21 protein-coding genes and 1 tRNA gene are annotated in these 20253 nt (G+C 62.6%); 9 read left to right on the forward strand and 13 right to left on the reverse strand.

Annotation, left to right across the window (positions count from 1 at the left end):
• Positions 1-5 precede the first annotated feature (5 nt).
• From EN885_RS11095 to EN885_RS33535, 5 genes are all read right to left on the reverse strand, one after another.
• Entirely contained in the window at positions 6-944 is a 939-nt protein-coding gene (locus EN885_RS11095) for a cytochrome c (RefSeq protein WP_128241969.1), read from the reverse strand.
• 9 nt (positions 945-953) lie between these two features.
• Positions 954-1397, reverse strand: a complete 444-nt coding sequence (locus tag EN885_RS11100; protein ID WP_095486530.1) for a cytochrome c — start codon at positions 1395-1397, stop codon at positions 954-956.
• Positions 1398-1594: 197 nt separating this feature from the next.
• Positions 1595-2191: a superoxide dismutase gene (locus EN885_RS11105; protein ID WP_128241970.1), complete on the reverse strand. Its 597-nt coding sequence runs from the start codon at positions 2189-2191 to the stop codon at positions 1595-1597.
• A gap of 120 nt (positions 2192-2311) precedes the next feature.
• A complete protein-coding gene (locus EN885_RS11110; protein ID WP_128241971.1) occupies positions 2312-3190 on the reverse strand; it encodes a branched-chain amino acid aminotransferase in 879 nt (292 codons plus the stop codon).
• A gap of 61 nt (positions 3191-3251) precedes the next feature.
• The gene (locus tag EN885_RS33535) at positions 3252-3527 is read right to left on the reverse strand and encodes a hypothetical protein (protein ID WP_158302625.1); all 276 of its coding nucleotides are present in this window, start codon (positions 3525-3527) and stop codon (positions 3252-3254) included.
• A 139-nt stretch (positions 3528-3666) separates the two neighbouring features.
• Here EN885_RS33535 and EN885_RS33540 point away from each other — a divergent pair.
• From EN885_RS33540 to EN885_RS11120, 3 genes are all read left to right on the forward strand, one after another.
• Positions 3667-3745, forward strand: a tRNA-Phe gene (locus EN885_RS33540).
• Entirely contained in the window at positions 3708-4007 is a 300-nt protein-coding gene (locus EN885_RS33545) for an HAD-IA family hydrolase (RefSeq protein WP_158302624.1), read from the forward strand. The genes EN885_RS33540 and EN885_RS33545 overlap by 38 nt, the downstream gene beginning before the upstream one ends.
• Positions 4008-4278: 271 nt before the next feature.
• Positions 4279-5103 carry a L,D-transpeptidase gene (locus EN885_RS11120; protein ID WP_128241972.1) on the forward strand — a complete coding sequence of 275 codons (825 nt, stop codon included), beginning with the start codon at positions 4279-4281 and terminating at the stop codon, positions 5101-5103.
• A 98-nt stretch (positions 5104-5201) separates the two neighbouring features.
• Here the strand turns inward: EN885_RS11120 and EN885_RS11125 are convergent, their stop codons facing one another.
• Positions 5202-6107 (reverse strand): alpha/beta fold hydrolase, encoded by a 906-nt coding sequence (locus EN885_RS11125; protein WP_128241973.1) that lies wholly within the window; start codon positions 6105-6107, stop codon positions 5202-5204.
• A gap of 118 nt (positions 6108-6225) precedes the next feature.
• Between EN885_RS11125 and EN885_RS11130 the strand changes: the two genes are divergently transcribed.
• Positions 6226-6816: a CGNR zinc finger domain-containing protein gene (locus EN885_RS11130; protein ID WP_095486525.1), complete on the forward strand. Its 591-nt coding sequence runs from the start codon at positions 6226-6228 to the stop codon at positions 6814-6816.
• 311 nt (positions 6817-7127) lie between these two features.
• Here EN885_RS11130 and EN885_RS11135 read toward each other — a convergent pair whose 3' ends face one another.
• The 5 genes from EN885_RS11135 to EN885_RS11155 all read right to left on the reverse strand — a co-directional run bounded on the left by EN885_RS11135 (position 7128) and on the right by EN885_RS11155 (position 12691).
• Positions 7128-7373, reverse strand: coding sequence for a MoaD/ThiS family protein (locus EN885_RS11135; protein WP_095486524.1), 246 nt, complete (start codon positions 7371-7373; stop codon positions 7128-7130).
• On the reverse strand, positions 7373-9637 hold the full coding sequence (locus tag EN885_RS11140) for a xanthine dehydrogenase family protein molybdopterin-binding subunit (protein WP_126102935.1): 2265 nt from the start codon (positions 9635-9637) through the stop codon (positions 7373-7375). The genes EN885_RS11135 and EN885_RS11140 overlap by 1 nt, the downstream gene beginning before the upstream one ends.
• Positions 9638-9639: 2 nt before the next feature.
• Positions 9640-10116, reverse strand: a complete 477-nt coding sequence (locus EN885_RS11145; protein WP_126107184.1) for a (2Fe-2S)-binding protein — start codon at positions 10114-10116, stop codon at positions 9640-9642.
• Entirely contained in the window at positions 10116-10976 is an 861-nt protein-coding gene (locus EN885_RS11150) for a xanthine dehydrogenase family protein subunit M (protein ID WP_095486522.1), read from the reverse strand. Before EN885_RS11150 ends, EN885_RS11145 begins: the two co-directional genes overlap by 1 nt.
• A gap of 176 nt (positions 10977-11152) precedes the next feature.
• Positions 11153-12691 carry a helicase HerA-like C-terminal domain-containing protein gene (locus EN885_RS11155; RefSeq protein WP_128241974.1) on the reverse strand — a complete coding sequence of 513 codons (1539 nt, stop codon included), beginning with the start codon at positions 12689-12691 and terminating at the stop codon, positions 11153-11155.
• Positions 12692-12952: 261 nt separating this feature from the next.
• Here EN885_RS11155 and EN885_RS11160 point away from each other — a divergent pair, with 261 nt between their 5' ends.
• The 4 genes from EN885_RS11160 to EN885_RS11175 all read left to right on the forward strand — a co-directional run bounded on the left by EN885_RS11160 (position 12953) and on the right by EN885_RS11175 (position 17200).
• Positions 12953-14395 (forward strand): methylmalonyl-CoA mutase subunit beta, encoded by a 1443-nt coding sequence (locus EN885_RS11160; protein ID WP_128241975.1) that lies wholly within the window; start codon positions 12953-12955, stop codon positions 14393-14395.
• Positions 14392-16515, forward strand: a complete 2124-nt coding sequence (gene scpA / locus EN885_RS11165; protein WP_128241976.1) for a methylmalonyl-CoA mutase — start codon at positions 14392-14394, stop codon at positions 16513-16515. Before EN885_RS11160 ends, scpA begins: the two co-directional genes overlap by 4 nt.
• 71 nt (positions 16516-16586) lie before the next feature.
• Entirely contained in the window at positions 16587-16817 is a 231-nt protein-coding gene (locus EN885_RS11170; protein ID WP_127289086.1) for an AbrB/MazE/SpoVT family DNA-binding domain-containing protein, read from the forward strand.
• The gene (locus tag EN885_RS11175) at positions 16814-17200 is read left to right on the forward strand and encodes a type II toxin-antitoxin system death-on-curing family toxin (RefSeq protein WP_128241977.1); all 387 of its coding nucleotides are present in this window, start codon (positions 16814-16816) and stop codon (positions 17198-17200) included. Before EN885_RS11170 ends, EN885_RS11175 begins: the two co-directional genes overlap by 4 nt.
• Here EN885_RS11175 and greA read toward each other — a convergent pair.
• Complete coding sequence (greA, locus tag EN885_RS11180) at positions 17197-17670, reverse strand: transcription elongation factor GreA (RefSeq protein ID WP_126102940.1); 474 nt, start codon at positions 17668-17670, stop codon at positions 17197-17199. The two genes, EN885_RS11175 and greA, sit on opposite strands and share 4 nt — an antisense overlap.
• 119 nt (positions 17671-17789) lie before the next feature.
• Between greA and EN885_RS11185 the strand changes: the two genes are divergently transcribed.
• Positions 17790-19166: a TIGR03808 family TAT-translocated repetitive protein gene (locus tag EN885_RS11185; protein WP_128241978.1), complete on the forward strand. Its 1377-nt coding sequence runs from the start codon at positions 17790-17792 to the stop codon at positions 19164-19166.
• Positions 19167-19175: 9 nt separating this feature from the next.
• On the opposite strand, the gene EN885_RS11190 is transcribed toward EN885_RS11185, so the two are convergent.
• Complete coding sequence (locus EN885_RS11190; protein ID WP_128241979.1) at positions 19176-20180, reverse strand: asparaginase; 1005 nt, start codon at positions 20178-20180, stop codon at positions 19176-19178.
• Positions 20181-20253 lie beyond the last annotated feature (73 nt).

Raw genomic sequence — 20253 nt, forward strand, 5'->3', positions numbered from 1 at the left:
GAAGGCTACTTGCGTGCCGGATAGCCGTTGGGATGCGGCGGTATGGCCTTCAGATAGGCTGATATCGCCGCCCGGTCCTCGGGCGTCAGCTCGGCCATGTTTCTCTGCACATCGACCATGGCGCCACCCACGGAATCGAAATCCGGCGTGAAGCCGGTTTCGAGATAGTAGGCGATATCGGTCTCTGACCAGTCACCGAGCCCGCCTTCGCCCGAAGTGATGTTCGGGACGATGCCGCTGCCTTCGGCGGCCGCAGCACCCGCTAGCCACTGGCTTTTCTTGCTGCCACCGATGAAATCCCGCGGCGTATGACATTCGCCGCAATGGCCAGCCCCTTCGACCAGATAACGACCTGCCAGCACCGGCTGCGGCGTCCCGTCCGGAAAGGAAACCACCGGCTGATCGCCCAAATAGAGACGTTTCCACAGCCCGATGCCGCGACGGATGTTGAACGGGAATCCTAGCGCATTGGGCGGCGCCTTGCCGGCGACAGCGGGGAGCGTCTTCATGAAGGCATGGAGATCGGCAATATCGGTCGGCTTCATGCGCGCGTAGGATGAATAGGGAAACGCGGGGTAAAAATGTTCGCCGCCCGGCGACACACCCTTCAGCATGGCGTTGGCGAGGTCTTCCACCGACCAGGCGCCTATACCGTCCTTGGCATCCTGCGAGATGTTCGGGGGCACGAAGATGCCGAACGGCGTCTTGAGTTGGAGACCGCCGGCCAGTTGAAGGCGCGCATCGCCCTGCGAGCCTGGCTTCGCATGACAGGACGTGCAGCCGCCGGCATAAAAAATGCGCTTGCCCCTGGCGGCATCGCCGGGGCCGAGCTGCGCCAGGGTCTCAGGGTCTAGCCTGACCGGCGCCGACAGGAACCAGCCGGCAACTGCGCCGGCGGCGCCTAGAAGAAGGGTCGCGCCGACGAGTTTTTTCAGCAGGCGCATCGCCCGCTATCAGCCCTTCTTTATCCTGTAGGTCTGGTGGCAGGTGCCGCAATCACCGCCAATGGTATTGAACTGCGCCTTCAAGGCATCGACGTCGGCAGGGGCGGCGGCCGCCGCAGCCTTGACGTTGGCGAGATACTTGCCCTCAACCTCCTTGAAGCCGGCCATATCTTCCCAGATCTTGGGAGCAGCCGTGGTGTCGCCGGTGTCGCTGCCCGCCGGGAAAAAAGTGTCGACGTTGGCATGGAATTTCTCCGCGTTGGCCTGCAGCGCCTGCAACGCCGTCAGCACGGCGGCGGCGTCGTAGGGGGCCTCGCCCTTGACAACTTTCGACAGCTGGCCGGCGATCTTTCCACGTTCCTTCATCAGGGCCTGCCGGTCCTGGATCGGATCGGCAAACGCCGCCGAACCGGCGAAGGCGAGCATCGAGATGGCGAGGATAAGCTTTCTCATTCAACTGGCTCCATGGTGAGGATGTTCGGGTGAAGGTCGGAACTGATCGATAACGGCAAAGGTGGCTTAAAAATTCCGGAAATTCGCCTCACGCTTATGTGAATTTTTGCGACAGTCGTTCTTGTGTGGAAATGAGCGACCGATCTCGAGCCAAAAGAAAAGCCCCGTTTCCGGGGCTTTTCTGCAACTCGAACGGCTTACGCCTTTTCGTATGTCTCGAGAACGTAGTCCCAGTTGATGAGACTGTCGACGAAGGCTTCGAGATATTTCGGCCGGGCGTTGCGATAGTCGATGTAATAGGAGTGCTCCCAGACATCGACGCCCAGGATCGGCGTCGCGCCATGGACCAGCGGGTTCTCGCCGTTCGGGGTCTTCGAGATCGCCAGCTTGCCGTCCTTGACCGAAACCCAGGCCCAGCCCGAACCGAACTGGGTGGTTCCGGCGGCGATGAAGTCCGCCTTGAATTTGTCGTAGCCGCCAAGATGGCTGTCGAACGCCTTTTGCAGCGCGCCGGGCAATTTGTTGCCGCCGCCGCCCTTCTTCATCCACTTCCAGAAGTGGATGTGGTTGTAGTGCTGGGCGGCATTGTTGAAGAGCCCGGCATTCTTGCCGAAGGACTGTTTTACAACGTCTTCGACCGACAAATCGCCCAGGCCGGCTTCGGCAGCCAGCTTGTTGCCGTTGTCAACATAGGCCTTGTGGTGCTTGTCGTGATGGTACTCCAGCGTCTCCTTCGACATGTAAGGCTGCAAGGCCTCGTAGTCATAGGGCAAGGCGGGCAGTTCAAAAGCCATCGGTCGTACTCCTCGTGGAAAAATCCGGTGTCGATACCGGACTAACATAGGTCTGGATTGATGTGGAGCAACTCCGGAATGAAGCGCCGGTTCGCTTTTTAGCCAGTCAGCTTTAGCCAGTCATCCGGCCGAAGTCGAATGCGCCCAATCCCAATAGAGTTCGCGCGCCTTCTTGGCTACAGGCCCGGGTTGTAGATTGCGGTCCTCGATGCGGGTGACCGGCACGACTTTCGAATGGTTTCCCGTCGAGAATATCTCGTCTGCTTCGAGGAAATCGCGCACCGACAGCGTCTTCTCGGTGGTCTTGAACCCGTACTCGCCAAGCAGCGTCATCGTCCGCGAGCGGGTGATGCCGGACAGGAACGTGCCATTCGGCGCCGGCGTCAGGACATGGCCGTCCTTGACCAGGAAAATGTTCGAGGTTCCGGTCTCGGCGACATTGCCCAACATGTCGAGCACCAAGGCGTTGTCGAAGCCGCGCATCTTGGCTTCGAGGATGGCACGGCCGTTGTTGGGATAGAGGCAACCGGCCTTGGCATTGGTCGGCATGGTTTCGATGGTCGGGCGCCGGAACGGCGAGACGCTGACCGAAAAGCCCGCCGGCGAGATCATCGGCGATTCGTAGAGGCAAAGGCAGAAACGCGTCGAGGCCGGATCGGCCGGCACGCCCATGTAACCACCATGCTCGGCCCAGTACATCGGCCTGATATAGACCGCCGTCTTGCCGTCGAACTTCTTCAGCCCGTCCCAGGTCAGTCCGACGATCTTTTCGGTGCTCATGGATGGTTTGAGACCAAGCGCGATCGCCGAGGCGTTCACCCTCGCGGCGTGGCGGTCGAGGTCGGGGGCGACGCCCTCGAACCAGCGGGCGCCGTCGAACACGCTGGTGCCGAGCCACATGGCATGGCTGCGCGGCCCCAGAATGGCGACGTTGCCTTCGTGCCAGTCGCCGTCCACGAAGGTCCATGTCGCGGATTGCGCCGCAGTCGCCAGTGTCATCGCTTGGTTCCGTTTCAGAGCTGTCCTGTGTCGCCAATGGAAGATGCTTTGGCGTCTGCCGTCAACGGGCATCGCTGAGATTTGTTGAGGCCAGCGCTATGTGAACTGCAATCTGTGCTTGCGCCTTGCCCTGCCTCGCCGCAAAACTGTCATCATGCACCATGCGGCTTACGTTTTCGACGCCTACGGCACGCTGTTCGACGTGCATGCCGCCGTACGCCGTCATGCCGACCAGATCGGGCCAGACGGCCAGCTGCTTTCGGAGATCTGGCGCGCCAAGCAGCTGGAATATTCCTGGGTGAGGACGCTGATGGGCGCCTACGCCGATTTCTGGCAACTCACCGAGCAGGCGCTCGATTTCGCCTTGCGTAAGGTTCCCTCCGCAGACAAGGGGCTCAGGGCCAAGCTGCTCGACGCCTATTGGCGGCTCGACTGCTATCCGGAGGTGCCGGCCGTGCTCAAGGCGCTCAAGGCATCGGGCGCGAGACTGGCGATCCTCTCCAACGGCTCGCCTGAAATGCTGGAAGCGGCGGTCAAATCCGCCGCGCTCGACCAGGTTCTGGACGACATCTATTCCGTCGATGCCGTCAGGCGCTTCAAGACCGATCCGTCGGTCTACGACTTGATCACGACAGGCTGGCGCCTCTATCCGGGCGCGGTGTCGTTTCAGTCATCCAACCGCTGGGACGTCGCCGGCGCGACCAAATTCGGCTTCCGGACAGTCTGGATCAACCGCTCCAACCAGCCCGAGGAATACCGGGACTTTCCGCCGGCCCTGATCCTGCCCTCGCTCGAAGGCCTGTTGGCCGGAGGCTAGCGCATGACCCCAAAGTCGGAATCGATTTTTGGAAAGGATCGTGGGCAAAGTAAAAGTGCCACAGCGTCCTTTACGCGTCCAAATGGACGCGGCGCCGTAGGCCTGTTGCCTCGGTGCAACAGCGGCGGCGCCGTCACAGCTTTGCCTTTGTTTGTCCACCCTCAGGCCAGAATCGGAACCGCCTATCGCGCCGGGGCATTGGTAGGGCCGGCGCCGTAGTGATCGGCGTATTCATGTTTTGTTTCGATTTGAGACCTAAAAAAAGGCAACCATGTCCACAACCGAAATCGAATCCTATCGCCTGAGCCGTCGCGGCTTTCTCAACGCCGCTGCGCTCGGCGCCGCCTCGATTGCGGTTTCCGCCTGCACCACGGTGGGAGGGCAGCCGGTTCAGCCTCCGCCGCCAGTCAGTGTCGAGCCGCCGCTCCTGGACTATGCAACAATGTACGCTCCGGTCAGCGACGGTGGGTTCGACCTCCCGGGCATACCGTTCGAGAAAATCGACGAGCAATTTCTGCGTCAGATCGTTCCCGATCCGACCGGCCAACGGCCCGGCACCATCGTCGTCGATACGGCCGGCCACCACCTCTATCTCGTGCGTCCGGGCGGACAAGCCATCCGTTATGGCGTCGGACTGGGTCGTGCCGGTTTCGAATGGTCGGGCGACGCCGTCGTCCAATGGAAGCAGAAATGGCCGAAATGGACCCCGCCGGACGAAATGATTGCCCGGCAGCCTGAGCTCGCAAAATACAGCGCCGACAATGGCGGCATGCCCGGCGGCCTCACGAACCCGCTCGGCGCGCGTGCGCTCTATCTCTTTCAGGGCAACCAGGACACACTTTACCGCCTGCACGGCTCGCCGGAGTGGAACTCCATAGGTAAATCGGTGTCATCTGGCTGCGTTCGCTTGATAAATCAGGACATTATCGATCTCTACGACCGCGTGCCCGGCAAGGCGCCGGTGATCGTTACCTCCGGTGTCGGTGAACCGATGGATGCCCCAGTAAACCGGAAGGCCATTCCGATCGATGACGGCGTGCCGGAAGGATCGATCCTGCTCGGCGCGGCCAGAACAATCTCGGACTCGATTTTCTGAGCTGGTCGAAAGTGCTGGAGGAGCGGACATTCGCCCTTCTCACTGTCGATCCGGACACGCCAAAGCATTCATGCACCCCGCCGAGTTCTCTGCCGCCGTCACTTGGCGGAATCTCGAAACACGCCGGCGTCCACGTCGAGCATGAAGCGGCTCACAAGAGCCGCGCATTCTCTATGATGGGTTTCCAAGAGCTGGTGTCCGCTTTCGAAGACGTGGATCTCCAGCGCATCAAGGGTGCGGTTGTATGCCATGATCTCGTTGATATCAAAGAAGGGATCGCGCCTACCCCAAAGCAGAAGGCACGGCGGCTGATGCTCGGAGTGGTAGGCCCGGATGGTCGGGAAACGCGCAATGTGCGACCCGTAATCGGAGAAGATCTTGAACTGGATATCGATGATTCCGGGCCGCGACAGACGCTCCCAGTCGAGATGCCAACCCTCGGGAGGATAGAGAGACGCCAGGCGCTCCGGCTGCTCTCCGACATACTGGTATCGGGTCGTCTCGAAATTCATCCAGTCGGGGAGCTTGGCCCTGTTCTCCTCGGTCGGGTCGGCAAAGAACGCCTTCGGGGCGTCCCATCCCTGCCCCAGCCCCTCCTCATGCGCATTGCCGTTCTGGACGATCAGACCACGGATGCGGTCCGGCCGGCGTGTTGCGAGGTGATAGCCTACCGGGGTGCCGAAATCGTGGATAAACAGGAAGAATCCCTCGAGGTCCAGCGCAGCGAGGAACGCGTCGATCGTGTCGGCAATGTTCTCGAACGTGTAGTCGTAGGCATCGGCGGATGGCGCGGAGGAGTAGCCGAAACCAGGCAGATCCGGCGCAAGGACATAGGCGGTTTCCGCCAATGGCTCGATGATGTTGCGATACATGTAAGACGAGGTCGGATAGCCGTGCAGCAGCAGGATCGCCGACCTCGCCGGGTCGCCGGCATGCCGGTAGAAGATGTCCAGGCCTTTGACATCGATGGTCTCGTGGCGGGTCTTGTGGTGATGGTTTTGCATCTCTCATTCCTCCTTCTCGTGCCGGACGTGACATCGCCCTGGCCTCGAAACCGGATTTCCATATTATAGCGGTTACAGTGCTTGTAACCGGATAACAGGTCAGACGAGGTTAGGTTCCGTGGCGAACGCACATACGCAATGGGTGCAGGAGCACTTCATTGGCGGGCACCCCGCCCTCGACCTGGCGAACGCCGTGTTCAATCGGCGGGTGCCCGAGCAGGATAACGAACTGCTTAAATCCGCCCGGGACATCGGAAACTGGTTCAAGGCATCGGGGCTTGCAGATGCTCGCCAGGCAGAAGCGGTCGCCAGCATAACGGGCGAACCGCTCATCGAACGGGTCCACGCGGTGCGGGAGGCGTCGGCCCGGGTCTTCGGGGCGATCGCCGCGGGCCGGCCCCCCGCGATGGAGGCGCTGAGCTTCCTGTTTTCCGGTGCGGCAAGCGGGCTTGCCGCCGGGTCCATCTTACCGACCGACGCGCGACCGGAACTCACTTTGGTCGAGTGGCGGAACCCGGCCGCCGTCACGGCCTTCCTGGCCGTGCTGTCGGTGGAAGCCTTCTTCACCCTGTCGCGGGAAAGGCTGCGCTCCTGTCCGCGCTGCGGCTGGCTTTTCCTGGACACGTCGCGAGGCGGGAAACGCCGCTGGTGCAGCATGCGGACTTGCGGAAACCGCGAGAAGGTGTCGCGCCACAGGGAGCATGCCTAACCGAACGGCTTCATCGTGATGTAGCGGCAGAGACAAGACCACAGCGGATGCCGTCGGCCGCCACATCTATCTTGGCGCTACCGCGTCCAGTTGCGCAAATGCGCTATGGCTGCTCAGGTTCGGACCACGTCGAGGCCCGCGGAAGGCTGAAGGTCCGCTTCCAAGAAATCAAGCCTCAAAGCTGCCAATCCTGCTTCGGCCCAGAAGCAGTCATCAAAAAGGAGCCGAACTCGCCGGCTGAACTGGCCAAGAACTCTCGTGAATAACCGAGGTTTCTCGAGCCTACATGGCAGGTCAACACGGTTGTCCAGTCATCCTCCGGCAAGACGCGGCAGCAGGAAAATTTCAGCACCTTCTGGCAATTCCTTCGACCAGGTATCGCGATAGATCGTCCCGTCTATGGCGACGGCAATGCCGCGATCGATCAAGGGCTCCAGGCCGGGATACTGTTCAGCCAGCTTCCTGAACAGCTCCCTTATGTCCTTTGCTTCGATGTCGACCTTGTTCTTGCCTCCGGCGGCCGCGCCAAGCGATCCCCAGAGCGTCACTTCAACCATCAGCCTGCCCGTTCGGCCTCGATCGCCGCCAGGATGCGCGGCGGCGACATCGGGATATGCGTCATCCGCACGCCCGCGGCGTTCGACACCGCATTGGCGATCGCCGCCAGCGGCGGCACGATCGATGTCTCGCCGACGCCGCGCACCCCGTAAGGGTGGTTGGGGTTGGGGATCTCGAGGATCTGCGTGTCGATCATCGGCAGGTCCGAGCAGACCGGGATGCGGTAGTCGAGGAAGCCAGCATTCTGAAGCCGCCCGTCCTTGCCGTAGATATACTCCTCGTTGAGCGCCCAGCCGATGCCTTGCGCGGCGCCCCCCTGGTACTGTCCCTCCACATAGGTCGGGTGCACCGCCTTGCCGGCGTCCTGGACGACGGTGTAGCGCAGCACCTTCGTGGCGCCGGTCTCGGGATCGACCTCGATATCGCAGATATGGGTGGCGAAGGAGACGCCCGCGCCATCGGCGACGAGTTCGCTGTGGCCGGCAATCGGCCCTCCAGTTTTGCCCGACTCGGCCGCGATCTCCTTCAGCGACAGTTTTCCGAGGTTGCCGTGCTTCTCGCCCTTGGCGACCGCATGGCCCTGTTCCCAGGCCACGTCGTCGACGGAAATGTCCCACATCTGCGCGGCGCGTTCCCGCAGGACCTTGATCGCGTTGCGGGCGGCCGAGATCGTCGCCATAGAGGACGAGAAGGTGCCCCGACTGCCGTCCGTCATATCATTGTAACCGAGGCTGGAAGTATCGGCGACCACCGCCTTGACCTGCTCATAGGCGATGCCAAGTTCTTCCGCGGCCACCAGCGACAGCGAAGCGCGCGAGCCGCCGACGTCAACGGTTCCGACGGCAAGCGAGACCGAGCCGTCCATGCCGATGTTGAGGTCCGTACAGGTCTGGCCGCCGAAGTTGAACCAGAAGCCGCAAGCCATGCCGCGGCCCTGGTTCTTGCCGAGCGGAGCCTTCATGTGCGGGTGGTTCTTCGCCGCTTCGAGCGTCGGGCCGATGCCGATCGGGCCATATACCGGGCCGTAGGACGATCTGGTGCCCTCCTGCGCGGCGTTTCTGATCCGGAATTCGACCGGGTCCATGCCGATCTCCTTGGCCAGTTCGTCGATTGCGCTCTCCACCGCGAAGGCAGCCATCGGCGCTGACGGCGCGCGATAGGCGGCGGTCTTCGGCCGGTTGACCAGAACTTCATAGCCGACCGTCTTGACGTTCTCGAGCCTGTAGCAGGCAAACGCGGTCATGGCACCGATCTCGGCCCACATGCCGGCATAGGGGCCGCAGGAATAGCGCAAGGTCGCCTCGGCTGCGGTGATCGTGCCGTCCTTGCGGGCACCGATCTTGACGTCGATCGAGGTGGCACTTGTCGGCCCAGAGGCGCGGAACACCTCGTCGCGCGTCATGACCAACTTAACCGGCCGGCCAGCCTTGCGCGACAGCGCCAGCGCCACCGGCTCGGCCCAGACATGAGTCTTGCCGCCGAAACCGCCGCCGATCTCCGACGAGGTGACGCGCAGCTTCGAGGCTTCCATGCCAAGCAACTGGGCGCAATGCTGGCGATAGACGAAATGCCCTTGCGTGCAGACCCAGAGGTCGGCGGTCCCGTCGGAGCTGACATTGGCCACGCAGGCATGCGGCTCGATATAGCCCTGATGCGTCTGCTCGGTCTTGAAGGAACGTTCGACGACGAAATCGGCCTGGCCGAAACCCTCATGGATGTCGCCATGGCCATACTGGGTGCGCTTGGTGACGTTGGAAGGCTTGACGGGCTTCTCCTCAAGGCCCTCGGTGAAGATCGCGTCGTTGAGCAGGGGTGCCGTGTGCTTCATCGCCTCGTCGACATCGGTCACATGCGGCAGCACCTCATAGTCGACCTCGATCAGCTTCAGCGCTTGCCTCGCTATGCGGGCGTCGACCGCTGCGACCGCGGCCACCGCATGGCCGTCATAGAGCGCCTTCTTGCGCGCCATGCAGTTGTCGAGGATGTCGTACATGGCGGCATCGCCATCGGTGAGGTCAGGCAGGTCGGCGGCGGTGATCACCGCCTTCACGCCGGGGAGCTTCTCCGCCTTCGACGTGTCGATCTTCCTGATCGTGGCGTGGGCGTGCGGGCTTCTCAGAACACGCCCGACCAGCTGGCCGGCCATGTTGAAATCCGCGCCGTAGCGGGCGCGGCCCGTCACCTTGTCGACGCCGTCGGGACGGATGGGGCGAGTGCCGACGGATGTGAAATTGCGCCCCGCGAAACGTGGATCGAAATTCATCGTCAGGCTCCCTTCATCACGCTGGCAGCGTCCTGGACGGCGCGCACGATCTTGTCATAGCCGGTGCAGCGGCAGAGATTCCCGGCGAGGCCAAAGCGGATTTCCTCCTCGGTCGGGTCGGGGTTCTTGGCCAAAAGGTCCTTGGCCGCAATCAGGAAGCCCGGCGTGCAGATGCCGCATTGCAGTGCTGCGTGTTCGAGGAACTTCTGCTGCAGCGGATGCAGCGTGTCGCCATGCGCCATGCCTTCGACGGTCTCGACGCGCCGGCCCTCGGCCTCCGCGCCAAGCACCAGGCACGAGCACACCAGCCGGTCGTCGAGGATGATGCTGCAGGCGCCGCAGTCGCCGGTGCCGCAGCCTTCCTTGGCACCGGTCAGGCCGAGGCGGTCGCGCAGCACATCGAGCAGCGTCTCGTCCGGTTGGCAAAGGTATTCGAAATTGTCGCCGTTGATTGTCGTTGAGACTGCTACGCCGGCCATCATTTGCCTCCTGCACGTGCATAGGCGGTCATGGCGGCCCGCCTGGCCAGCACACCCGCAACTTTTCTTCTGAATTCGACGGTGCCGCGCTTGTCGTCGATCGGACGGCAGGCCCCCGCGCAGACCTTGGCGAGCCGCTCAAGTGCTGCTTCGTCCATCTTCCTGCCGATGAGGGCCTCGGCGGCCTCCTCGACCAGCAGCACCGTCGCGGCCACGGCGCCCAGGGCCACGCGGGCCGCCTTGACGACACCTTGCTCATCGAGCGTCAGGTTCACGCCGGCGCTGACCACGGCGATGTCCATCTCCGTGCGTGGAATGAAACGCAGATAGGCATCGCCGGAGCGCGGCGCGCGCCTGTCGAGCAGGATCGCCTCGATGATCTCTCCCTTGGCGAGCGACGTCTTGCCCGGCCCGGTCGGCACGGTTTCCACTGGGATTGTGCGCTTGCCTCCGGGCCCGATAACCAACGCCCTGGCGTGGGCGGCCACCAGCGCCGGCACGCTATCGGCGGCCGGCGAGGCGTTGCAGAGATTGCCGACGATGGTGCAGCGCCCCTGTACCTGCTTGGAGCCGATCAGCTTAGCCGCTTCGACGACGCCAGGCCATGCTGTCTTCAGGGCCGCGTTCTCTCCCAATGCAGCGCAGGGGACCGCGGCACCAATGCTGAAGCCCTCCGCCGTTTCCCTGATTTCGCTGAGCCCATCGATCGCCTTGATGTCGACGATCAGCTCGGGTTCGATGAAGCCGCCTTTCATCCTCACCAGCAGGTCGCTGCCTCCGGCGAGAATGGCGGCTGTGCCGGACGAGCCGGTCAACTGGCCAACGGCGTCTTCGATTGAAAGCGGACGTATGTAACGCATCGTCTCCCCTTGGTTATCGCAATCTCATCAACCGTTATAAGGAGTCTCCTCACAATGGCCACCCGGTTCTGCATTTGCGGCAATTCAGCTAGGGCCAACCTGAAATGACGTGTGCCGTGACGGGATTTTTCAGACTCGGCGCCCGGCCGATTCCCACCTTTTTGGGTCCGATGCTCTCAGCGCCCCCTGGCGAGACTGCCGAGAATGCCGCGCACGATCGCCCGTCCCACGGACGAGCCGACCGAACGAACCACCGATTTGATCGCCGCCTCCGCCACCGTCTGGCGATTGGATGGGCGCCGCGCCGGTGCTCGGCCGGTGGTCTGGGGGGCGGGATCGTCATTGCCGAAGCCTGGAATGGTCCAGCGCGAGCGGCCGCTCTCCTGCTGCTGCGCCTCTGCGTCCAGAGCGTCCTTGGCTTTTTTCTGCAGCATCTCGAAAGCCGATTCGCGATCGATGGTCTGGTCGTACTGCCCCGCAACCGGGCTCTCAGTGATCAGCTTGCGGCGCTCGTCAGACGTGATCGGACCAAGTCGTGACGACGGCGGGCGAACCAGCGTCCGTTGGACCATCGAAGGAGCGCCCTTCGCTTCCAGCGTCGAGACCAGCGCCTCGCCAGTGCCGAGCTGTGTGATCACGGTCGCGCAGTCGAAGTCGGGATTGGGCCTGAACGTCTCGGCGGCCGTCCTCACCGCCTTCTGCTCCCGCGGCGTATAGGCGCGAAGCGCGTGCTGCACCCGGTTGCCGAGCTGGGCCAGAACCGTTTCAGGGATATCCAGCGGATTCTGGGTGACGAAGTAAACGCCGACGCCCTTCGAGCGGATCAGGCGGACCACCTGCTCGACCCGGTCGATCAGCACCTTCGGCGCATCGTCGAACAGAAGGTGCGCCTCGTCGAAGAAGAAGACCAGCTTTGGCTTGTCGGGGTCGCCGACTTCAGGCAGCTCCTCGAACAGCTCCGACATCAGCCACAAAAGGAATGTCGCATAGAGCCGGGGATTCGCCATCAGCTTGTCGGCGGCCAGCACGCTGATGGCGCCGCGCCCGTCGCGGGTGGTGCGCATGATGTCGGCGATCCGCAACGCCGGCTCGCCGAAGAAATTCGTCGCCCCCTGCTGCTCCAGGACCAGCAAGGTGCGCTGGATAGCGCCGACCGAAGGCTTGGTGACATTCCCATAGCGAGCCCCGATTTCCTGGGCGCGATCGGCAATGTTGGCAAGAAGCGCCTGCAGATCCTTCAGATCCAGCAGCAACAGGCCCTCCTCGTCGGCGATACGGAAGGCGATGTTCATGATGCCTTCCTGTGCCTCGGAGAGGTTCATCAGCCGCGACAGAAGCAGCGGCCCCATTTCCGAGACGGTGGCGCGTATCGGATGGCCCTGCTCGCCGAACAGATCCCAGAAGATGACCGGAAACTCCTGGAATTCATAAGGATCGAGCTTGACCTGCTCGGCGCGCTTGACCAGAAAATCCTGTGCCGTGCCCATCATGGCGATACCGGACAGGTCGCCCTTGATGTCGGCGCAGAAGACCGGCACGCCGGCATTGGAGAAACCTTCCGCCAGAATCTGCAAGGTCACGGTCTTGCCGGTGCCGGTCGCACCGGTGACCAGGCCGTGGCGATTGCCATACTGAAGCAGCAGATTTTCGGCGCGCTGGTAGCTGTCATCAGGCTTGCGGCTGGCCCCTATGAAAATACTGGTGTCGTCAGCCATGTGTCGGGTCTCCGCAAACCTGAAGTGTTGAACGCCCTGATCTATTGAAAGTAACCGGGCTCGCCGCAGGTATAATGACGCCATTGCGCAGCGACAATGGCCATGGTCGAAATTGAGTTTTTTGGAGCTTGCGGATTTTGCGCATGTTTGGCAATCGGTTGACGGTTCGCTGTCGCAGGAAGCGTGTTGCATTGTGATCTGCGACGGGGAACCGTAGACTGATGTTCCAGGCCGATGCGGCCGATAAGACGAGGAGAGCGGATGGGCGCCGGTGCCTTGAACCACGATGCCGAACTTCCGAACCCTGACCGGCAGCGGTGGCTGGCCCTTGCGGAAAAAGCTCTGGCCGGCGGATCCTTCGAGGAAAAGCTCGTGTCCCATACGGACGATGCGATCCGCATCGAGCCGCTCTATGATCGTTCGGTCACCGCAGAGCCTCTCGCGCGGGCAAATCCGAGATCGCCGTGGATCGTCAGCCAGCGTATCGACGATCCGGATATCGGCCGCGCCAAAGCCCAGGCCCTGGAAGACGTCGCACAGGGCGCCACCGGATTGTCGCTTGTCTTCGAAGGCGCGCCGAATGCGTTCGGCTACGGCCTGCCGAGGACTGCCGAGGCGCTGGAGACCGTGCTGGACGGTGTGCCGCTCAATCGCACCCAGGTCCGCATCGACGCCCATCCCTGGAGCCGCGCCGTGGCCGACTGGCTGGTTGCGTTCTTGAGCAAGCGCCGGTCAGATCCGGCAAAGCTCAACCTTTCATTCGGCATCGATCCGGCGGCGATATTTGCCGGAACCGGCCGGTTGCGCATGTCGATCGAAGCCCTGCAGGCGTCGATGCCGCAGTCCCTGGCGCATTTTTTCTCGATGGGCGTGCCCGGGGTTCTGCTGGAGGCAGACGGGCGCGTCTTCCACAATGCCGGCGCCACCGAAGCGCAGGAGCTGGGCACCATGATGGCTTCGGCGGTCTCCTATCTCCGGATGTTCGAGGAGGCGCGCCAGCCGCTTGTCTATGCGGCGCCCCATATCGGCTTTGCGCTGAGCGTCGACCAGGACCAGTTCGTGTCGATGGCCAAGGTCAGGGCCCTGCGCAGGCTGTGGGCGCGTGTTCAGGAGGCATGCTCGATCTCCGCCTCTACCGCCAACATCCATGCCGAGACGTCCTTCCGAATGATGACTTTGGCAGACCCGGAGACAAACATCCTGCGCAGCACCATTGCCGGTTTTGCCGCGGCGGCCGGCGGGGCGGATTCGATCTCCATCCTGCCGCATACGATAGCGCATGGCCTGCCGGCGGGCTTTGCCCGCCGTGTCGCCCGCAATACGCAACTGATCATGGCCAACGAAAGCCATATCGATCATGTCGTCGACCCTGCTTGCGGTTCGGGCGCCGTCGAAGCACTGACCGCCGAACTCTGCGAAGCGGCCTGGGAAGAATTCCAGCGGATCGAGGCGGAAGGTGGCGTGCTGTCCAGCCTGCAGCAAGGACACATCCAGAAACGGGTTCAGGCCGCCTCCGCCCGCCGCAATGCTGCCTATCAGGCGGGCGAGCGGGCCATCATCGGCACGACGCTTCACCCGTCGAAGACCGAACGTCCGGTCGAGACGCTGGCGGCAGAGCCGCGACCCGCCTTCACGGAAGGCGTGGCGGTGTGTGAGCCGCTGTTTCCGATCCGCATCGATCAATCGATCGGAATAGCAACATGATCCCGGATTTCAGCCAAGTCGGCTGGTCGACGCCGCGCCGGGCGCCGGTCGAGGTCAAGGGCCAGCGGATGACGCCGGAAGGTCTGGCCATCAAGCATCTGTACAATCAGGGCGACCTCAAGGGATTGCCGCATCTCGACACTTATCCGGGCCTGCCGCCATTCGTGCGCGGCCCCTACCCGACCATGTATGTCCAGCAGCCCTGGACGATCCGGCAATATGCCGGCTTCTCGACGGCGGAAGAGTCGAATGCTTTTTACCGGCGCAACCTTGCGGCCGGCCAGAAGGGACTGTCGGTCGCTTTCGACCTCGCCACGCATCGCGGCTACGACAGCGATCATCCGCGTGTTGTCGGCGATGTCGGCATGGCCGGCGTCGCCATCGATTCCATCCTCGACATGCGCCAGCTCTTCGACGGCATCCCGCTTGATGAAATGACGGTGTCGATGACGATGAACGGCGCGGTGCTGCCGATCATGGCGCTCTACATCGTGGCGGCGGAAGAACAGGGGGTTGCGCAGAAGGATCTCGCCGGGACCATTCAGAACGACATCCTGAAAGAGTTCATGGTGCGCAACACCTACATTTATCCGCCAAAGCCTTCGATGCGGATCGTGTCCGACATTTTTTCCTACACTTCGCAGCACATGCCGAAGTTCAATTCGATTTCGATTTCCGGCTATCACATGCAGGAGGCAGGGGCGACCGCCGACCTCGAGCTCGCCTATACGATCGCCGACGGCATCGAATATGCCCGCGCCGGCGTCGCCGCCGGTCTCGATATCGACCGCTTCGCGCCGCGCCTTTCGTTCTTCTGGGCGATCGGCATGAACTTCTTCATGGAAGTCGCCAAGCTGAGGGCGGCGCGCCTTTTGTGGTCGAGCTTGATGCTGAAGAACTTCTTGCCGAAGGACGAGCGTTCGCTGTCGCTGCGCACCCATTGCCAGACTTCGGGCTGGTCACTGACGGCGCAGGACCCCTACAACAACATCGTCCGCACCATGATCGAGGCAATGGCGGCGACGCAGGGTCATACGCAATCGCTGCACACCAACTCCTTCGACGAGGCGATGGCGCTGCCGACGGACCATTCGGCTCGCATCGCCCGAAACACGCAGTTGATCCTGCAAAAGGAATCCGGCACCACCCGCATCATCGACCCGTGGGGCGGCTCTGCCTATCTCGAACGGCTGACACATGATCTGGCGGCGCGCGCGCTTGCCCATATCGAAGAGATCGAGGGCCTGGGCGGCATGGCCGCCGCAACCGAAAAAGGCATACCCAAGCTGCGCATCGAAGAGGCTGCCGCGCGCACGCAGGCACGGATCGACTCCGGTGAGCAGATACTGGTCGGCGTCAATGCCCACCGCCCCGGGACTGATATCGAGGTCGACGTGCTGAAGATCGACAACGCCGAAGTCAGAGCGCGACAATTGTCGAAGCTGCAAAGGCTGAAAGGCACACGCGACGTCGGCGCGGTCGAGAGCGCGCTGGATGCGCTGAGCCGCGCTGCGGAGAGCGGCGAAAATCTGCTGGAGTTCGCCATTCGCGCCGCACGCGCCAACGCCACGGTCGGCGAGATTTCGCTGGCGCTGGAAAAGGTCTTCGGCCGCCATGTCGCCTCGGTCCAGACGATCTCCGGCATCTACCGCAAGGCGCTTGGCGACAGTCCGGTCGTCGACCGGCTACAGGACAAGATCGTGGCGTTCGAGGAGAAATCCGGCGGCAAGCCGCGCATTCTCGTTGCCAAAATGGGACAGGACGGCCATGACCGCGGCCAAAAGGTCATCGCCACTGCCTTTGCAGATCTCGGCTTCGACGTCACCGTCGGGCCGATGTTTCAGACGCCGGAAGAGATCGCCAGGCTCGCGGTCGAGCATGACGTGCATATCGTCGGCGCCTCGTCGCTGGCAGCGGGGCACCTGACGCTCATTCCCGAACTCAAGGATGCGCTGAAGAAGCTCGGGCGCGACGGCATGCTGATCGTCGCCGGCGGCGTCATCCCGCCGCAGGATTACGATGCCGTGCTGCAGGCGGGTGCCACGGAAATCTTCCCGCCAGGCACAGTCATCCCTGAAGCGGCGGAACGGCTGATCGATCGGCTTCTGCAAGTCAAGTAATGTGAGTTATAATGTCTGTTGCAACGACAGCACGTTGAGTTATAATCAGCGTTGCAACAGGATGTCTCACCATGAACACGACCATTCGCAAGATCGGCAATTCCGAAGGCGTGATCCTGCCCAAGGAAATTCTCGACCGCCTGAACCTGAAAGCGGGCGACAGCATCGTTATCGTCCAGGAGGGCGATGAGCTTCGCCTGCGCCGCACCGAGGACACCGCCGAAGAGTTCGAACGCAAGATGAAGATCGCGCGTGAGCGGATGAAAAAGTACGAGGTTGCCTACCGCGCGCTCGCAAAATGACCGAGTATCATTCGAGAGAATTCGTGGAGGCGCTTCACGCCGAGCAGTTGCGCCTTCACGGAGGAGCAGCAGGTATCCGCGACCAAGGAATGCTGGAGTCGGCGCTTTATCGACCGCAACAGAGAGAGATCTATGACGAGCCCGACCTCTGCGAGTTAGCATCCGCGTATCTTTTCGGCATCGCCAAGAACCATCCGTTCGTCGATGGCAACAAACGCACCGCTTTTGCCGCAGCCGACCTGTTTCTCTATTTCAATGGGCTGAGTGTCGAAGCCGAGCAGGCGGATATCATTCAATTGGTCATGATGGTCGCCGCCGGCGAGATCGACGAGGCCGGCGCGGCGGCATTCTTCCGCGACCATGTCATCAAGGTCAAGGACTAATTGTCGGAGAGCTTGACGATCTCCCATTCCTTGCCGTTCACCACGGCAATTTCGCCGATCCTCTTGCCGTACAAGGCCAGGGCCATCGGTGAAACATGTGAAATTGTGCCCTTGGCCGGATCGGCCTCATCCTCGCCGACGATCTTCCAGTGTACCTTCCTGCCGTCATCGCCTTCCAGCGTGACGCCCATGCCGAAGCGAACCAGGTCGCTGCCTGGTTCCGGCACGGAAAGCTCGGCGCTTTCACGCCGCGCGGTCCAGTAGCGCAGGTCGCGCGAGATGAGCGCGATGCGCTCGCGATCGGCCCTCTTCTCCGCCCTGCCCAGGTCATCGCGCAGGGCAGCCAGTTCGGCGTCGATCATCGCCAGGCCGCGTTCCGTCACCAGATTGCGGTGATGGCTGATCGGCCGCTCGCCGATGCCGGCAATGGCGTTTTCGCTATCCTCTTCGCGCGTGAAGGCTCTGCTCATTAATCGAACTTATGCCTCGCGCGGCGACTTCACAAGCCATTGCCGCAAACCGGGCCGGGGCCGATCCGGCCTGGCACGATTCCTGCGGTGCGATGGCCGAACGCTGGGAATCTGTGCCGATGTTGAACAGACGAAAATTGCTTACGCAGACCGCCGGCTTTGCCGTCATGGGCCTCTCGCTCGGCAAGGCAGCGGGGGCCAGCCTGCCCGGTATCGACAATGCCTCGATGCGCGGCTCGATCAATGCTGCTGACCTCGGCGTGCACCCCGGCGCGCTTGACGACCAGAGCAAGGCCTTCGCCCGGCTGCTGCGCAACGCAAACGACCGCGACATGCCGGTGTTCCTGCCGCCGGGAACCTATGTCGTATCCAACCTTTCGCTGCCCAGCCGTGTCAGGCTTTCCGGCGTGCCGGGTGCATCGCGGATCGTCTATGGCGGCAACGGCCATCTGCTCATGGCGGAACAGGCCGAGCACATCGAATTCACCGGGCTGGTGTTCGACGGCACCAACCGCTGGATGGGCGACTACGCGCAAGGACTGCTCGACCTGCGCCGCGTCGCTCACCTCGTCATCGACAATTGCCAGATATCAGGCAGCGGCAAGAACGGCCTGGCGATCGAACACGCTTCGGGCCGCATCGAGCGCTCGGAAATATCAGGCGCTGCCGACTCCGGCATCTATTCGGTCGAAGCCACCGGCTTGGCGATATCAGGCAACACTGTGTCCGACTGCGCCAATGGTGGCATCCTCGTGCACCGCTGGCAAGCGGCCGAGGACGGCACGATCGTCAGCGGCAACCGCGTCGAGCGTATTCAGGCGCGTAGCGGCGGAACCGGCCAGAACGGCAACGGCATCAATGCGTTCCGCGCCGGCAACGTCATCATCTCGGGCAATATCGTCTCGGACTGCGCGTTTTCGGCGATCCGCGCCAACAGCGCCAGCAATCTGCACATCACCGGCAACACCTGCTCGCGGTCGGGCGAGACCGCCGTGTATTCCGAATTCTCGTTCGAGGGGGCGATCCTCAGCAACAACATCATCGACGGCGCCGCCAACGGCATCTCGATCGTCAATTTCAACGAAGGCGGCCGTATGGGCGTGTGTTCAGGAAACATCGTCCGCAATCTCTCGACCAGCGGCCCCTATCCTGCCGATTCGCCCGGTTTCGGCATCGGTATCAACGTCGAGGCCGATACCACCGTCTCCGGCAACGTCGTCGAGAATGCGCCGCTCTACGGCATGCACATCGGCTGGGGGCCGTTCATGCGCAATGTGGTCGCTACCGCAAACGTCATCCGCAAGGCCGGGACCGGCATCGCCGTCACTGTGGTCGAGGGCGCCGGAACGGCGGTCATCTCCGACAATGTCATCGATGGCGCCCAAAACGGCGCGATCGTCGGCCACCGCTGGGCCGAGCCGGTGACCGGCGATCTCGCCTCATCTGGCAATGCCGGCTATGCGCATCTGACCATCGAGCGCAATCATGTGAGCTGAATGCCGTTCTCAGCTCAATGCGGCGGTGGGCCTGACAGCGCCAACCTTGGCGCCGACCCGGCTTTGGATGGGTGGATTTGCCTGCTCGATCAGCTTCGCCGCCAGCGCCTTGTCGGCGTGCAAAAACCTGGCCATGCATGCCACGACCATGACTTCCGCCGCACGGCCAGCGCCATCATCGCATTTCAACGCCACGCCAAGGCCAAGCTCGGGCAAAGCCGCGCAATAGACGCCTTCGGCCCCTCCCTTCACAAAAATCCGGCCGGGGGCGGCCTCCATCAGCGCAACATCAGCCCTGCCTGTGCCGGCAACCAGAAAGGGCTCGACCATGCAGGCGGAAAGCAGCCGCTTTGCGGCCTTGGCGCGCACGGGTTCAAAGCCGACGCCGGTCGCCATGCGGGCAAAGCCGAGCGCGAAGCTGCGTAGCGGCACGGCATAGGTCGGGATCGAGCAGCCGTCGGTGCCGCAATGATCGATGTCATGGGCGGCCCCGGTCACCGCTTGCATCGCATCGCGCACCATCTCCTGCGAGGCATGGCCTGATTTGACATAGCCGCGATGGGCGATACCGGCGTGAACGCAGGTGCAGAGGAAGCCCGCATGCTTGCCTGAGCAATTGTTGTGCAGCGCGTTTGGCAAGGTGCCGGCGCTGGCCAGCGCAACCGTCGCATCATGGCTGGACGGCCAATGCGCGCCGCATTCCAGCGCCGCCTCGTCCAGTCCGGCTTTCGCCAGCATCGCCCGCGCCAGTTCGACATGCGCCGGCTCACCGGAATGCGAGGCGCAGGCAAGCGCCAGTTCGCGGTCGCCGAAACCAAACGCATCGGCGGCGCCGCTTTCGACCAGCGGCAGCGCCTGGATAGCCTTGACCGCCGAGCGCGGAAATACCGGGCGGGCCGTATCGCCGATTTCCCAGACCGGCTTGCCGTCGGCATCGAAAACCGCAACGGCGCCACGATGCGCGCTCTCGACCACAGCGCCGCGCAAAACTTCGACCAGAACCGGATTTGTCATGATTTCCCCGCTAACGCATGACCTCGAAAATCGGAATCGATTTTCGAAAAGGATCACGCGTAAAATCAAAGTA

Origin of the sequence: Mesorhizobium sp. M6A.T.Cr.TU.014.01.1.1, from assembly GCF_004022765.1 — a bacterium.
Lineage (GTDB): Bacteria > Pseudomonadota > Alphaproteobacteria > Rhizobiales > Rhizobiaceae > Mesorhizobium > Mesorhizobium mediterraneum.